Here is a 12,975-nt window from a genome sequence, read left to right on the forward strand (position 1 = left end):
GTCGACGCTGATGGCGACGTGCTCATGACGGGCACCACGTTCGTGGTGGTCGGGCTCGGGAACCCCGGGCCCGACTACTCGGGCAACCGCCACAACGTCGGCCAGATGGTCCTCGACGAACTGGCCGCCCGGATGGGCGCCACGTTCAAGAAGCACAAGACCCCGAACCAGGTCGCCGAGGGGCGCCTGGTGCCGGGAGGCCCGAAGCTCGTCCTCGCGAAGCCCGGGTCGTTCATGAACACCTCTGGGGGCCCCGTCTCGGCCGTCCTCGGCTTCTACAGCGTCTCGCCCGCGGACCTGATCCTGGTGCACGACGAGCTCGACCTGCCCTTCGACACCGTGCGCCTCAAGGGCAACGGCGGCCACGGCGGGCACAACGGCATCCGCGACGTCATCAAGGCGACGGACACGAACGAGTTCGCACGCGTGCGAGTCGGCATCGGCCGTCCCCCCGGGCGTCAGGACCCGGCGGACTACGTGCTGCGTGACTTCTCCGCGGCCGAGAAGAAGCTGCTGCCGAACCTGCTGGCCGACGCCGCTGACGCGGTGGAGGCGATCGTGTCCGACGGCCTGCTCGCGGCCCAGCAGCGCTTCCACGCTCCGGCATGACGACCGCGGTCGTGTTCGCGACGAGCCCGCTCGCGATGGGCGCGATCATCGTCGTCGCGGTCGTGTGCCTCACGCTCGTCGGGACTGCGCGCTTCCTCGGCCGCCGTGCGGCCGGGCAGGCTCGCGAGGCCGAGCCGACGACCCCGCCGGACGACCTGGAGCCCGGCAGCTCCTGACCCCGGACCGGCCGGGAGGCCCGTCCCGACTCCGCCAGTCGCCTCCTGTTCGCCCGTCGCGCACGGGGCGACGGCTGTCGGGGGCCCCCGGTACCATCGTGTGAGTGACGATCTCGGGCCTCATCCCTGCGCTCTCGCGCGCCTCCTCCTTCGATCGTGCGCTCCGTGCCGCTCCTCGCGACGCCGACTTCTCGGTCGTCGACGGGCTCCGCGTGCCGCTGTTCGCCGCCCTGCTGGCCGCTCGGAGCGGACCCCAGTGCGCCTTCGTCATCACCGCCACCGGTCGTGAAGCCGAAGCGGTCCGTGACGCCCTGAGCTGCACGATCCCGGATGCCGACGTGCTCGAGTTCCCGGCGTGGGAGACCCTGCCGCACGAGCGCCTCAGCCCCAGCCCGCAGACCGTCGGCACCCGCATCGCCACGCTCCGCGCACTGCAGCGCTGGCAGGACACACCCACCGACGAGCGTCGCACGACCGTCGTCGTCGCCAGCGTCCGGGCCGCGCTGCAGCCGATCGCCGACAACCTCACCGAACTCGCCCCGGTCGTCCTGCACACCGGGTCGCGGGGCAACGACCTCAGCCGACTCGCGTCGCAGCTCGTCGACCTGGCGTACGCCCGCGTCGACCTCGTCACCCGCCGTGGCGAGTTCGCCGTCCGCGGTGGCATCCTCGACGTCTTCCCGCCGACCGCCGACCACCCGGTGCGCGTCGACTTCTTCGGCGACGAGATCGACGGTGTCAAGGCCTTCTCGGTGGCCGACCAGCGTTCGACGGAGGACGACCTCGGCTCGGTCGAGCTCACCGCCTCCCGCGAACTGCTGCTGAGCGAGGACGTCCGGCAGCGGGCACGCGAGATGCTGCACGAGTTCCCCAACCTGTCCCAGATGCTCGCGAAGGTGTCCGAGGGGATCCCGGTGGAGGGCATGGAGTCCCTCGCACCCGCACTCGTCCGGAAGCTCGTGCCGGTCACGCACTACCTGCCCGACGCGGCGACGATCGCGGTGTTCTCGCCCGAGCGGGTCAGCGGGCGTGCGCACAGCCTGGCCGAGACCAACCAGGAGTTCCTGCAGGCAGCCTGGAGCGCCGCGGTCGCGGGTGCCCAGGCGCCGATCGACCTCGACTCCGGCAACTTCATGACGGTCCAGCAGCTCAAGAACACCCGAGGCCAGCGGACCTGGTGGACGGTGTCGCCGTTCGACTCCGGTGCCGACGAACCGATCACCGACTCCGACGCCGTCGCCGAGGCGGGGGAGTACATCCGCGTCCCAGGCGACTCGGTCCCGAGCTTCGCGGGCAGCGCAGACGGTGCCGTCGCGCACGTCAAGGCGCTCACCGACGACCAGTGGGCCGTCGTGGTGACCGCGCAGGGCCAGGGGCTCGTCGAGCGGGCGGTCCAGGTCCTGGCGGAGGCCGGTGTCGCGGCACGGGCCGAAGCGCTGGTCGGGCCGCCGCAGCCGGGTGTCGCGATCGTGACGACCGCCAGCGTCGAGCACGGGTTCTCCGTCGCCGACCCGCGGATCGCGCTGTTCAGCGAGGCCGAGTTCTACGGCCGCAGCGTCCAGCAGGGCGCCCGAACCGTGAAGAAGCTCGCGAGCCGCCGCAAGAACGTCGTCGACCCGCTGCAGCTCAAGCCGGGCGACGTCGTCGTGCACGCGACGCACGGCATCGGCAAGTTCGTCGAGCTCGTCAGCCGAGAGGTCAGCTCCGGCGGCCGCAACGCCGTGAAGCAGCAGCGCGAGTACCTGGTGCTCGAGTACGCACCGTCGAAGCGCAACTACCCCGGTGACAAGCTCTTCGTGCCGACGGACCAGCTCGACCAGCTCTCCCGGTACGTCGGCGGCGAGAACCCGACCCTGTCCAAGATGGGCGGTTCGGACTGGTCCGCGGCGAAGTCGAAGGCACGCAAGGCCGTCCGGGACATCGCGGTCGACCTCGTGAAGCTGTACTCGGCGCGCATGGCGTCGAAGGGGCACGCGTTCGGCCCGGACACCCCCTGGCAGCGCGAGCTGGAAGAGGCGTTCCCGTTCGCGGAGACCGCCGACCAGCTGACGACCATCGACGAGATCAAGCGCGACATGGAGAGCCCGATCCCGATGGACCGGCTGCTCTCCGGTGACGTCGGCTACGGCAAGACCGAGGTCGCGATCCGGGCCGCGTTCAAGGCCGTGCAGGACGGCAAGCAGGTCGCCGTCCTCGTGCCCACGACGCTGCTCGTCCGCCAGCACATGGAGACGTTCCAGGAGCGCTTCGCCGGGTTCCCGGTCAACCTCCGCGCGCTCAGCCGGTTCCAGACCGAGAAGGAGTCCAAGGAGACGCTCGCCGGTCTGGCCGACGGCACGGTGGACATCGTGATCGGGACCCACCGGATCCTGTCGCAGAACGTGCAGTTCAAGGACGTCGGCCTCGTCATCATCGACGAGGAGCAACGGTTCGGCGTCGAGCACAAGGACCAGCTCAAGAAGCTCAAGACGAACGTGGACGTGCTGGCGATGTCCGCCACGCCGATCCCGCGCTCGCTCGAGATGGCGGTGACCGGCATCCGCGAGATGTCGACGCTCGCGACGCCGCCGGAGGACCGCCACCCGATCCTGACGTTCGTCGGTCCGCAGTCGGACCTGCAGATCGCTGCGGCGATCAAGCGCGAGATGCTCCGGGAGGGGCAGGTGTTCTACGTGCACAACCGCGTGAAGGACATCCAGTCGGTCGCGTCGCACCTCGCCGAGATCCTGCCGGATGCCCGCATCGCCGTCGCGCACGGGCAGATGGGCGAGCAGGCCCTCGAGCAGGTCATGGTCGACTTCTGGGAGCGCCGCTTCGACGTCCTGGTGTCGACGACGATCATCGAGACCGGCCTGGACATCGCGAACGCGAACACGCTCATCATCGACAAGGCCGACAAGTACGGCTTGTCGCAGTTGCACCAGCTCCGCGGCCGTGTCGGTCGTGGGCGCGAGCGCGGGTACGCGTACTTCCTCTACGACGCCGACAAGCCGCTGTCCGACACCGCCCAGGACCGGCTCGAGACCATCGCGGCGAACAACGAGCTCGGCGCGGGCATGCAGGTCGCGATGAAGGACCTCGAGATCCGCGGTGCCGGCAACCTGCTCGGCGGCGAACAGTCCGGGCACATCGCGGGTGTCGGCTTCGACCTGTACCTGCGGATGATCGGCGAGGCGGTGTCGCAGTTCCGCGGTGACGTCGCCGAGGGGCAGACCGAGCTCCGGCTCGAGATCCCGGTCGACGCACACATCCCGGACGACTACGTCGAGTCCGAGCGCCTGCGCCTCGAGGCGTACCAGAAGCTCTCGGCTGCGTCGGCTCCGGCCGCCCAGGCCGAGGCGATCGACATGGTCCTCGACGAGCTCACCGACCGCTACGGCACACCGCCGCAGGCCGTCCTCACCCTCATCGAGGTCTCCCGTCTCCGCCGGATGGCGCAGCAGGTCGGCCTGTCCGACGTCGTCGTGATGGGCTCCAACCTGCGGGTCGCCGGCAAGGAACTGGCGGACTCCGCGCAGGTGCGCCTGAAGCGGATGTTCCCGGGAGCGCGCTGGTTCCCGCAGCAGGACGCCGCGAGCATCCCGGTGCCGAAGCCGCACGGCGAGACCCTGCCGGACGACGCCCTCATCGGCTGGGTGGAGAGCATCCTCACCGCCGTCTACGGGGCGCCGGCGCGCGAAGAGGCGTCGACCGTCTGACTCGTCTGATCGTTCGGCCGTCGGTCCCCCTGTCGGACGGGAGGCCCGTGGTGGATCCGCCACGGGCCTCCCGTCCGACAGCGGTCCTGCTACTCGGTGGCTTCGGCTTCGGAGAGCTCGCGACGCTGGCGGTAGCGGCGGGCGCGGACCGAGACGACGATCGCGGAGGCGACCATCGCGATCCCGGACCCGACGAGCACGGCGAGGACGCCCTCGTCGACGATCTCCTGGTTCGCGGCGAACGCCAGCTCGTTCATGAGCAGCGACACGGTGAACCCGATGCCGCCGAGCACCCCGACGGTCATCACCGAGCCGAACGACAGCGCCGACCGGCCGGGGCCGCGGAAGACCCGACCGGCGATCGTGCCGAAGAGCGTGATGCCGATGACCTTGCCGACCGGCAGCGCGAGGACGACACCCCAGAAGGTCGGCGAGAGCTCGGCGATCCCGACGGCGGGGATGACCACCGCGGCGGAGACGAACGCGAACACGGGCAGGACGATCGCGTTCGACCACGGCTCGACGTGCTCGTGCAGGGTGCCACCCGGACGTCGGGGCAGGACGAGCCCCAGCGCCACTCCGGCGATCGTGGCGTGCACGCCGGAGTGGTACACGAGCCACCAGGTGACCAGGCCGATCAGGACCATCGCGACGATGAGGAACGGCTGCGAACGGCCACCGGGGCGCAGACGACGGCCGAGCACCGCGAACAGCACGAGCAGGACCGCGGCACCGCCGAGTGCCAGGAAGTCGGTGCCGTGCGCGAAGACGACGGCGATGATGACGATCGCGATGAGGTCGTCGAGGACGGCGAGGGCGAGGAGGAACACCCGGATCGTCGAGGGCAGTCCGCGGCCGAACATCGCCAGGACCCCGAGCGCGAACGCGATGTCCGTCGCGGTCGGGATCGGCCAGCCATGCGTGTACTGCGTGCCGGACGTGACGAGCAGGTAGACCAGCGCGGGGACGAGCACGCCGCCGACGGCCGCGATCGCGGGGACCACGGCGGTCTTCGGGTTCGCGAGCTCCCCCACCACCAGCTCGTGCTTGAGCTCGACGGCCACGAGCAGGAAGAAGACCGCGAGCAGACCGTCGCTGACCCAGTGCGCGATCGACAGGTCCAGGCCGATCGCTCCCCACGGCGTGTGCCAGTCGAGGCCTCGCTCGAGCCCGGGGCCGAGGGCGGTGTTCGCGACGACCAGGCCGAGGACGGCGGCGGACAGCAGCGCGATGGCGCTGAAACGAGGGGAACGGACGAAGGAGGGCATGCGTCTCCGGAGGCGATCGGGTACGGGGAACGGATCGTCGACCAGACTTCCCGACACGCCTCGACCACCGTACCGGACGGACCCTGGTGTTCGATCCGTGCAGAGCGGACGGTGGCAGCATGGCGTCATGACATCCGTTGACGAACTCGTCGCCGTCGTGGACCGCCTGCTCGACCCGGAGCACGGATGCGTCTGGAACCGCGAGCAGACCCACGCGAGCCTCGCCCGGTACGCCGTGGAGGAGACCTACGAACTGGTCGACGCCATCGACGGCGACGACACCGACGAACTGCGTGAAGAGCTCGGCGACGTGCTGTACCAGGTGGTGTTGCACGCCGGGATCGCCGCGCACGAGGGACGGTTCGACCTCGACGACGTCGCCGACGGTGTCCGCGAGAAGATGCAGCGCCGCCACCCGCACGTGTTCGGCGACGAGGAGGCGCACACGGTCGAGGACGTCGTCCGCGTCTGGCGCGCCGCGAAGGCCGCGGAGAAGGCCGGACGCAGCAGCGTGTACGCGGGGGTGCCGCGGGCGATGCCGCCACTCGAGCGTGCCGTGAAGCTGTTCGAACGGCTGGAGGAGCGCGGCGAGTTGCACGCGGCGGTGGCCTCCGTGACGGACGGCAGTGTCGTCGAGCAGGTCGGTGGGTCGGACACGGGCGGTGCCGGTGCGACCGCGCAGCAGCCGTTCGGGAGTCGCGTCGACGCGGCCTGGGGAGCGGGCATGCTCGCCGAGGTGGCGGTGGTGCACGAGCAGGGCGTCGATCCGGTCGCGAGCCTGCGGGCGGCGGTGACGCTGCTGGAAACGGCGGCTCGCCAGGCGGAGCAGGCGCTGGCCGGGCAGGAGCCGGAGGTGCAGGCACCGTCCGGGCAGGAGCCGGAGGTGCCAGCCGGGCAGGAGCCGCAGGCGCAGACACAGCAGGGTGACGAGGAGCGGGCGTCCTCCTAACCCGAAAAAGGAGGACGCCCGCGAGCGGGAGAAGACGTCGCCAGGGAGCAACGTCGTCAGGGGATCCCGCTCGAACCGCGTGGGCGATTGCAGCACTTGCCCCCGCTGACGACCGACGAGTGGATCAGGCACCCATCGGCCGAGGTTCTGGATGAAGCATATCAGCGGACACCACTCGGCTGCAACCGGGCTCCGTGCTCTGCGACAATCGACGGCATGGCGACGACCGTGACGGCCCCCCGGGGCATGCGAGACCACCTCCCCGCGGACAAGTCCCGGCGCGAGCACGTGCTCGGGGTCATCCGGGGTGTGTACGCACGCCACGGGTTCGACGAGATCGAGACGCCCGTGCTCGAGGACGCCGCCCGGCTGCACTCGGGACTGGGCGGCGACAACGAGAAGCTCGCGTTCGCGGTGATGAAGCGCGGCCTGACCACCGACGACCTCCAGCGGGCCGGAGCACCCCTGGACCTCGCCGACCTCGGCCTCCGGTTCGACCTGACCGTCCCGCTCGCCCGCTTCTACGCGTCACACCGCGCCGAGCTGCCCACCGTCTTCCGCGCCGTGCAGATCGCGCCGGTCTGGCGGGCTGAACGGCCGCAGAAGGGCCGGTACCGCCAGTTCGTGCAGTGCGACATCGACATCCTCGGAGAGCCGGGGCAGCTGGCCGAGATCGAACTGATCACCGCGACCACGGCGGCACTCGACGCCCTGGGCATCGCCGGGACCTCGATCCGCATCAACGACCGCCGCATCCTGCTCGCGCTCCTCGCCTCGTGGGGGATCACGGAGCAGGCCGCGGCCGACCGGGCCCTCATCACCGTCGACAAGCTCGACAAGATCGGGCCGGACGGCGTCGCGAAGGAGCTGGGCGAGTCGCTGGACCTCGACGGCGCCGGACTCGCGGACACCATCCGCGCGCTCGAGTCCGCCGACTGGGACAGCGTCCGCGGCGCCGCGTGGCTGGACGCCGACGCGTTCGCCGACCTCGAGCGTCTGCGGGCAGCCCTCCCGGGCGTGGACCTGCGCTTCGACCCGACGCTCGTGCGCGGCATGGGCTACTACACGGGCACGATCTTCGAGGTCGCGCACCCGGACTTCGGTTACAGCCTGGGCGGCGGCGGGCGCTACGACGGCATGATCGGTCGCTTCCTGGGCCAGGACGTGCCAGCGGTCGGGTTCTCGCTCGGGTTCGAACGGCTCGTCGACCTGGTCACGCTGCCGGACGCCGACGCGGACGACGCCGTCGTGCTCGTGTACGACAAGGACGTCGACCCGGTGCGCCTCGCCGCCCTCAAGACCGAGGCCCTTGGGTCGCACCACCGGGTGCGTCTCGAGAAGCGCACGAAGAACATGAAGAACCTGCTCGCCGGCCTGGTGGAGCAGGGCTTCGGGTCGTTCGCCACGGTGGACGCCGACACGACGACGCTCGACGGCGTCACGTTCCGGCCGCTCGCCTGATCGACGCCCACCGGTCATCCACAGGCCGCCGTCGTCCGAGACCGGCGTCGCTAGGATCGACCGTGAACCACAACAACCCAACGACAGGGAGTACCAAGTGGCAGTGATCGATGCCGTAGGCGCACGCGAAGTCCTCGATTCCCGAGGCAACCCGACGGTCGAGGTCGAGGTCCTCCTGGATGACGGCGTCGTCTCGCGCGCGCTCGTCCCCTCCGGTGCCTCCACCGGCGCCTTCGAAGCGTACGAACTGCGTGACGGCGACGACTCGCGCTACGGCGGCAAGGGCGTCCTCAAGGCCGTCGAAGCCGTGCTCGACGAGATCGGCCCGGCGCTCGAGGGCTTCGACGCCACCGACCAGCGACTCGTCGACGCCGCGCTCATCGAGCTCGACGGCACCGAGAACAAGTCCCGCCTCGGCGCGAACGCGATCCTCGGCGCCTCGCTCGCCGTCGCCCGTGCCGCGGCCGACTCGGTCGACCTGCCGCTGTTCCGCTACCTCGGTGGCCCGAACGCGCACACGCTGCCGGTCCCGCTCATGAACGTCGTCAACGGCGGTGCCCACGCGGACACCAACGTCGACATCCAGGAGTTCTTCCTGGTGCCCTACGGCGCCGAGTCCTTCTCGGAAGCGCTCCGCTGGGGTGTCGAGACCTACCACGCCCTCAAGGGTGAGCTGAAGAAGCAGGGCCTGGCGACCGGCCTCGGTGACGAGGGCGGCTTCGCCCCGGAGCTCGCCTCGAACCGCGCGGCGCTCGACTTCCTGCTCGCCGCGATCGAGAAGGCCGGCTTCACCCCGGGCAAGGACATCGCGCTGGGCCTCGACGTCGCCAGCACCGAGTTCTTCCACGACGGCAAGTACACGTTCGAGGGCAAGCAGCTCTCGAGCCAGGAGTTCACGCAGTACTTCGTCGACCTGGCGCGCGACTACCCGCTCGCCACAATCGAGGACCCGCTGGCCGAGGACGACTGGGAGGGCTGGACCCACCTGACCGCCGAGCTCGGCTCGAAGCTGCAGATCGTCGGCGACGACCTGTACGTCACGAACCCGAAGCGCCTGCAGCGTGGCATCGACGAGAAGGCCGGCAACTCGATCCTGGTGAAGGTGAACCAGATCGGCACGCTGACCGAGACCCTCGACGCGGTCTCGCTCGCGCAGCGCCACGGCATGACGGCGATCCTGTCCCACCGCTCCGGTGAGACCGAGGACACCACCATCGCGGACATCGCGGTCGCGGTCGACGGCGGCCAGATCAAGACCGGTGCGCCGGCTCGTTCGGACCGTGTCGCGAAGTACAACCAGCTCCTCCGTATCGAGGAAGAGCTCGGCGACGCCGCGGTCTACGCCGGCCGCTCGGCGTTCCCGCGCTCGGCTTCGCTGTAACCAGCACCTCCGGAACGCCGTCCTCCCGCCGGGAGGGCGGCGTTCCGCCGTGTCGGGCCGATGCGACCCCGGGAGGCGGGTCGTGCCTCCCGGCCGAGACGCCTCCGTCTGCCCGAGACGCCGCCTCGTGCCCGAGACGCCGCGGACCCCGGCGGCGTCTCGCGGCCTCCGCGGCGTCTCAGGGGCACGGCCGTGTCTCGGCGCGGGAGCCCGGGGAGGCGAGCCGACGGGAGGCGAGCCGACGGGAGGCCCGGGGCGCGCCTCCCGGCCGGCTGCCGTCCCTGAGAGGGTCCGGCACACGCGCGTGCCGGAGTGGCGCACCGCCGGCACCGCGTTATCGTCGACGGGTGCCCAGCCAGAAGCCCCGAGTCCGCCGCGTCCCCGTGGCGATGCCCGAGGGAGCCGCCTCCGCGCAGCCCTGGTACCGCTCGCTGCACTTCTCCGGCTTCAGCCTGCTGATGCTCGCGATCATCGTGCTGTTCGTCGTCGTCCTGGCGCCGTCGCTCCGGACCCTCGTGCAGCAGCAGGAGCAGATCGCCGGCATGCAGCGGCAGGTGGCGGCGCAGAAGGCCGACGTGGCGCAGAAGAAGCACGACCTGGCCCGCTGGGACGACCCGGCGTACATCGAGGCGCAGGCTCGCGACCGTCTGCTCTACGTGTACCCGGGCGAGGAGAGCTACCTGGTGATGGGTGCCGAGAAGGGCACCACGGCGACGCCGCCGCCCACCACTGAATCCGGCACCCCGGTCAGCTCCACCGTGCAGACCCCGAAGGTGGACTGGGTGCAGTCGCTGCTGTCCTCCGTCATGCAGGCCGGTCTGTCCGACGAGACCCGCAGCGAACTCGAGCGCACCGGCAGCACGGACAGCGACTCGTCACCGAAGTAGGGGCCGCGCGCGGAGTCCGGTAGGCTCACGTCCCCGTGACGACCCCTCCGTTCGACCCGCCGACCGCCCACGACGTCGCGGTGGTGTCCGCTCAGCTCGGACGTCCCGCTCGTGACGTCATCGGCATCGCGGCGCGCTGCGTCTGCGGCAACCCGACGGTCGTGTCCACGAAGCCGCGTCTCGGCAACGGCACCCCGTTCCCGACGCTGTACTACCTGTGCCACCCCGCCGCCACCGCGGCGGTGAGCACCCTCGAGGCGAACCAGGTCATGCCCGAACTGGCCGCGCTCCTCGAGGACCCCGACACCGCTGAGCAGTACCGCCGCGCACACCAGGCGTACCTCGACGACCGCGAGTCGATCGAGCACGTCGAGGAGATCGCGGGCATCAGCGCGGGCGGCATGCCCACCCGTGTCAAGTGCCTGCACGCGCTCGTCGGTCACGCCCTCGCCGCCGGCCCCGGCGTCAACCCCATCGGCGACCTCGCGCTCGAGCGCGCGGACTGGTCGCCCTCCCGGTGTGTGTGCCGGGCATATGATGAGGATGCAGACGCCGGAGTCGGGGCGGGTGGCGGCGAGAACTGACCAGCCTCCCAGCAGCTCACCCCACCCCAAGGAGAACACGAACCGTGCCCAAGATCCTCGTCGTCGGCGGCGGTTACGCCGGCTTCTACACCGCCTGGAAGCTCGAGAAGCACCTTCGCAAGGGCGAAGCCGACGTCGTCATGGTGGACCCGCTGCCGTACATGACGTACCAGCCGTTCCTGCCCGAGGTCGCCGCCGGCTCCATCGAGCCGCGTCACGCCGTGGTGTCGCACCGCCGCCACCTCAAGTCCACGCGCGTCGTCACCGCGAAGGTCACCGCGGTCGACCACGCGAACAAGACCGCGACGATCACCCCCGAGCTCGGCGAGCCCTGGGAAGAGTCCTACGACCAGATCGTCATGACGGCCGGCGCCGTGTCCCGCACGTTCCCGATCCCGGGTGTCGCGGACGAGGCCATCGGCCTGAAGACCATCGAAGAGGCCGCCGCGATCCGCGACAAGATCCTCACCAACTTCGCCAAGGCGGCGAACCTGCCGGCCGGCCCCGAGCGTCAGCGTCTGCTCACGGTCGTCGTCGTCGGCGGTGGCTTCGCCGGCATCGAGGTGTTCGCCGAGCTCCGCTCCTTCGTGTCGGACCTGCTCAGCAGCTACCCGCAGATCGCCTTCGAGGACACGCACTTCCACCTGGTCGAGGCGATGGGCCGCATCATGCCCGAGGTCTCGCTCGAGACCTCGCACTGGGTCCTCAAGAACCTCGCCGAACGCGGTGCCACGGTGCACCTCGAGACCCAGCTGGCCTCGGCCGTGGGCGGTGTCTGCCAGCTCAAGGCCAAGGACGAGTCGATCGAGGTCATCGAGTCCGACCTGATCATCTGGACCGCCGGCGTGATGGCGAACCCCATGGTCAAGGGCACCGACTTCCCGCTCGAGCCCCGCGGTCGCATCACCGTGCAGCCCGACCTCCGCATCGTCGACGAGGGCACCGTCATCGCCGACGCCTGGGCCTGCGGCGACGTCGCAGCCGTCCCGGACCTCACCGGTGGTGGCGTCGGCGGCATGTGCGTCCCGAACGCCCAGCACGCCGTCCGTCAGGCCAAGCAGCTGGCCAAGAACCTCGTCGCCACGATCCGCGGCGAGGCGACGGTCGACTACAAGCACGAGAACCTCGGCGCAGTCGCGGGCCTCGGTCTCGGCATCGGCGTGTTCCAGTCCGGCAAGTTCGCGATGAAGGGCTTCCTCGCCTGGGGCGCCCACCGTGGTTACCACGGCCTGGCCATGCCGTCGTGGGAGCGCAAGATCCGTGTCGTCGGCGACTGGGTCGGCAACTTCTTCCTGGGCCGCGACATCGCGTCCCTCGACGACCGCGAGACCCCCCGCGCCGCCTTCGAGGCCTGGGCCTCCCGCCCGAAGCCGGCCGTCGAGGCCGCTCCGGAAGCGGAGTCGCCGGCCGCCGGCCAGCCCGCCGGTGCTGCCGGTCCCGCGTACGCGACGCCGGCCGAGGACGTCTCGAAGGAAGCCGAGCCCGTCGCTGCCGGCGAGTCGGCGAAGACCGAGTAGAGACCGCACGCACGCAGTCGAGAGGGCGGTCACCCGATGGGTGGCCGCCCTTTGGCGTCGGTAGGCTGTCCCGGCCCGACCGTCACGGTCGTGCGCCCCCGTGGCCCAATCGGTAGAGGCATGCGACTTAAAATCGCCGAGTTGTGGGTTCGAGTCCCACCGGGGGTACGAGCACGGACGGGTAGGCGACTCAACATCGCCGAGTTGTGGGTTCGAGTCCCACCGGGGGTACGAGCACGGACGGGTAGGCGACTCAACATCGCCGAGTTGTGGGTTCGAGTCCCACCGGGGGTACGAGCACGGACGGGTAGGCGACTCAACATCGCCGAGTTGTGGGTTCGAGTCCCACCGGGGGTACGAGCACGGACGGGTAGGCGACTCAACATCGCCGAGTTGTGGGTTCGAGTCCCACCGGGGGTACGAGCACGGACGGGTAGGCGACTCA

General features: G+C 70.5%; 10 protein-coding genes and 1 tRNA gene. 10 read left to right on the forward strand and 1 reads right to left on the reverse strand.

The genetic code is table 11. From position 1 onward, the window contains the following. The first annotated feature begins 24 nt into the window (after nt 1-24). The 3 genes from pth (at nt 25) to mfd (ending at nt 4,483) form a co-directional block, all read left to right on the forward strand. Nucleotides 25-609: an aminoacyl-tRNA hydrolase gene (gene pth, locus DEJ25_RS10220; protein ID WP_111044691.1), complete on the forward strand. Its 585-nt coding sequence runs from the start codon at nt 25-27 to the stop codon at nt 607-609. Continuing rightward, nucleotides 606-785, forward strand: a complete 180-nt coding sequence (locus DEJ25_RS16435) for a hypothetical protein (protein WP_146240662.1) — start codon at nt 606-608, stop codon at nt 783-785. The genes pth and DEJ25_RS16435 overlap by 4 nt, the downstream gene beginning before the upstream one ends. 104 nt (nt 786-889) lie before the next feature. Beyond that, nucleotides 890-4,483 (forward strand): transcription-repair coupling factor, encoded by a 3,594-nt coding sequence (mfd, locus tag DEJ25_RS10225; RefSeq protein ID WP_111044619.1) that lies wholly within the window; start codon nt 890-892, stop codon nt 4,481-4,483. A gap of 89 nt (nt 4,484-4,572) precedes the next feature. On the opposite strand, the gene nhaA is transcribed toward mfd, so the two are convergent. Beyond that, nucleotides 4,573-5,751, reverse strand: a complete 1,179-nt coding sequence (nhaA, locus tag DEJ25_RS10230; protein ID WP_111044620.1) for a Na+/H+ antiporter NhaA — start codon at nt 5,749-5,751, stop codon at nt 4,573-4,575. 127 nt (nt 5,752-5,878) lie between these two features. Between nhaA and DEJ25_RS10235 the strand changes: the two genes are divergently transcribed. The 7 genes from DEJ25_RS10235 to DEJ25_RS10265 all read left to right on the forward strand — a co-directional run bounded on the left by DEJ25_RS10235 (nt 5,879) and on the right by DEJ25_RS10265 (nt 12,698). After that, nucleotides 5,879-6,700, forward strand: a complete 822-nt coding sequence (locus DEJ25_RS10235) for a MazG family protein (protein WP_181421543.1) — start codon at nt 5,879-5,881, stop codon at nt 6,698-6,700. Nucleotides 6,701-6,916: 216 nt separating this feature from the next. Further along, nucleotides 6,917-8,161, forward strand: a complete 1,245-nt coding sequence (gene hisS, locus DEJ25_RS10240; protein ID WP_111044622.1) for a histidine--tRNA ligase — start codon at nt 6,917-6,919, stop codon at nt 8,159-8,161. A 97-nt stretch (nt 8,162-8,258) separates the two neighbouring features. Then, complete coding sequence (gene eno, locus DEJ25_RS10245; protein ID WP_111044623.1) at nt 8,259-9,542, forward strand: phosphopyruvate hydratase; 1,284 nt, start codon at nt 8,259-8,261, stop codon at nt 9,540-9,542. 347 nt (nt 9,543-9,889) lie between these two features. Next, nucleotides 9,890-10,429 carry a septum formation initiator family protein gene (locus tag DEJ25_RS10250; protein ID WP_258366137.1) on the forward strand — a complete coding sequence of 180 codons (540 nt, stop codon included), beginning with the start codon at nt 9,890-9,892 and terminating at the stop codon, nt 10,427-10,429. Between the two features lie 35 nt (nt 10,430-10,464). Next, nucleotides 10,465-11,013: a DUF501 domain-containing protein gene (locus DEJ25_RS10255; RefSeq protein WP_110903350.1), complete on the forward strand. Its 549-nt coding sequence runs from the start codon at nt 10,465-10,467 to the stop codon at nt 11,011-11,013. Nucleotides 11,014-11,057: 44 nt separating this feature from the next. After that, nucleotides 11,058-12,530 (forward strand): NAD(P)/FAD-dependent oxidoreductase, encoded by a 1,473-nt coding sequence (locus tag DEJ25_RS10260; RefSeq protein ID WP_110903349.1) that lies wholly within the window; start codon nt 11,058-11,060, stop codon nt 12,528-12,530. A gap of 94 nt (nt 12,531-12,624) precedes the next feature. Further along, a tRNA-Leu gene (locus DEJ25_RS10265) sits at nt 12,625-12,698 on the forward strand. Nucleotides 12,699-12,975: the final 277 nt, after the last annotated feature.

The sequence above is a fragment of the Curtobacterium sp. MCPF17_011 genome, from assembly GCF_003234145.1.
Lineage (GTDB): Bacteria > Actinomycetota > Actinomycetes > Actinomycetales > Microbacteriaceae > Curtobacterium.

What these genes read in the sequence shown, in the direction of transcription:
- pth (WP_111044691.1), top strand. Translation starts at nt 25, where the DNA reads ATGACGGGCACCACGTTCGTGGTGGTCGGGCTCGGGAACCCCGGGCCC.
- DEJ25_RS16435 (WP_146240662.1), top strand. Translation starts at nt 606, where the DNA reads ATGACGACCGCGGTCGTGTTCGCGACGAGCCCGCTCGCGATGGGCGCG.
- DEJ25_RS10235 (WP_181421543.1), top strand. Translation starts at nt 5,879, where the DNA reads ATGACATCCGTTGACGAACTCGTCGCCGTCGTGGACCGCCTGCTCGAC.
- hisS (WP_111044622.1), top strand. Translation starts at nt 6,917, where the DNA reads ATGGCGACGACCGTGACGGCCCCCCGGGGCATGCGAGACCACCTCCCC.
- nhaA (WP_111044620.1), bottom strand. Translation starts at nt 5,751, where the DNA reads ATGCCCTCCTTCGTCCGTTCCCCTCGTTTCAGCGCCATCGCGCTGCTG.